General features: G+C 67.0%; 2 protein-coding genes and 1 pseudogene. All 3 read left to right on the top strand.

Annotated features, from left to right (window positions below):
• Window positions 1-789: LysR substrate-binding domain-containing protein (locus EN993_RS35535; protein WP_127266213.1), on the top strand; the 789-nt coding region annotated here is incomplete at its 5' end.
• A gap of 154 nt (window positions 790-943) precedes the next feature.
• Window positions 944-1444 carry an Lrp/AsnC family transcriptional regulator gene (locus EN993_RS35530; RefSeq protein ID WP_027035297.1) on the top strand — a complete coding sequence of 167 codons (501 nt, stop codon included), beginning with the start codon at window positions 944-946 and terminating at the stop codon, window positions 1442-1444.
• Window positions 1441-1647: pseudogene (locus EN993_RS35525) on the top strand (saccharopine dehydrogenase family protein); the annotation flags it as partial. The gene EN993_RS35530 and the pseudogene EN993_RS35525, both read left to right, overlap by 4 nt.

Below are 1647 nucleotides of genomic sequence, written 5' to 3'. Positions count from 1 at the left end.
GCCCTGGCCTCGGCCAGCGCCCGCATCAAGGGCATGGAGGACCGGCTCGGCGCACCGCTGCTGGAGCGCCGCCGCCGTGGCGTGGTGCCGACGGCAGCCGGACAGGCGCTGCTGCATCATGCGCGCGCCGTGCAGAACCAGATCGAGGCGATGGCCGGCGACCTCGCCGCCTATGCCGATGGCCTACGCGCCCGCGTGCGGCTGCTGGCCAACACCGCCGCCACCAGCGAGCTGTTGCGCGACATCCTGCCAGCCTTCTTGGTCGCCCACCCCCGGATCGACATCGATCTCGACGAGCGCCCCAGCCATGAGATCGCTCAAGCCGTGGCCAGCGGTGCGGCCGATCTCGGCATCGCCGCGACCTGGGCCGGCCTGTCGCATCTCGAGCAGAAACCGTTCTTCATCGACCGGCTGGTGGTGATCGCCGCGCGGAACTGGCCCCGCTTCGCCGGCCTGCGCACCATCAGCCTCAGCGAAATTCTCGGCGAATCCTTCGTTGGCCTGAGCACCGGCCACGCGCTGCAGGAGCACATCACCCGCCAGGCCGCCCGCCTTGGCGGCCATCTGCATGTTCGCATCCGCGTGCCTGGCCTCGACAATGTCTGCCGGCTGGTCGCGCAAGGTGCGGGCATCGCCATCGTGCCGGAAAGTGCGGCGCGCCGCTCGGCACGCTCGCTGCGCAGCCTGCGGCTGACCGACGACTGGGCGACGCGCCAGCTCAACCTCTGCGCACGCCGCTTCGATGAGTTGACGCCACAGGCGAAGCTGCTGGCGGCAGCACTCGTCTAAGCCGGACCAGTGACCGCAAGGCTGAGCCGACTGGCGCCGGCATCCTCAGAAGCGCTGAATCATTGCCTTGCTTTTCAAATATTCGTGACGTATCTTATTTGCACATTAGCAAAAAAATTGCCGAAGTTTTTTCCTTTTATGAAAGACGGGGACTTTGCGGGAACATCTCGATCTGACCGATCGGCGGCTGGTCAAGCAGCTGTCGCAGGATGCACAGCCGGGCATCAACCGCATCGCCGAGATATTGGCGATTTCGGTGCCGACGGTGCGCACGCGGCTGCGCAATCTGCTCGACCGCAACCTGCTCAAGATCGTCGGGCTCTTGAACCTGACCGAGCGGCCCGAGCTGATCTCGGCCATTGTCGGCATCAATGCCCAGGGCCGCGGCCGGGCCCGCGAGCTGGCGCAGCGCATTTCCGAACTGCCCTTCGTCAATTCGGCCTCGGTGGTCACCGGGCGTTTCGACATCATCGTCGACGTGACGGTGGCCGGTGACGTCGCCGACCTCTACCGCGTCACCAGCGAGCTGATCCCCGGCGCCGGCGAGCCGGGCGAAGTGGTGCGCAGCGAAACCTTCGTCGTCATGGCGTCCTGCAACAAATGGGTCAGCCTGCCGGAAGGCTGCTGGTCGGACGACCGCAAGGAGCCGGCATGAAGATCGCGGTACTCGGCGGCCTCGGCCTGCAAGGCCGAGCGGCAATCGCCGACCTCGTCGCCAGCGACGGCGTTGAGGAAATCGTCTGCGTCGACACCGCAGCGGACGGCCCTGCCCGGCTTGCCGGCCTGACCGATCTTGCCCGCGTGCGCTTCGTGGTACCTGAGGGCGCGATCGGCCCGGCGCTGGCCACGGTGCTCGAT

The organism is Mesorhizobium sp. M7D.F.Ca.US.004.01.2.1 (assembly GCF_003997785.1).
In the GTDB taxonomy this organism is placed as follows: Bacteria; Pseudomonadota; Alphaproteobacteria; order Rhizobiales; family Rhizobiaceae; genus Mesorhizobium; species Mesorhizobium loti.
Note: the sequence above shows the minus strand (reverse complement) of the source record. Positions and strands in the feature narration are given on the sequence as shown.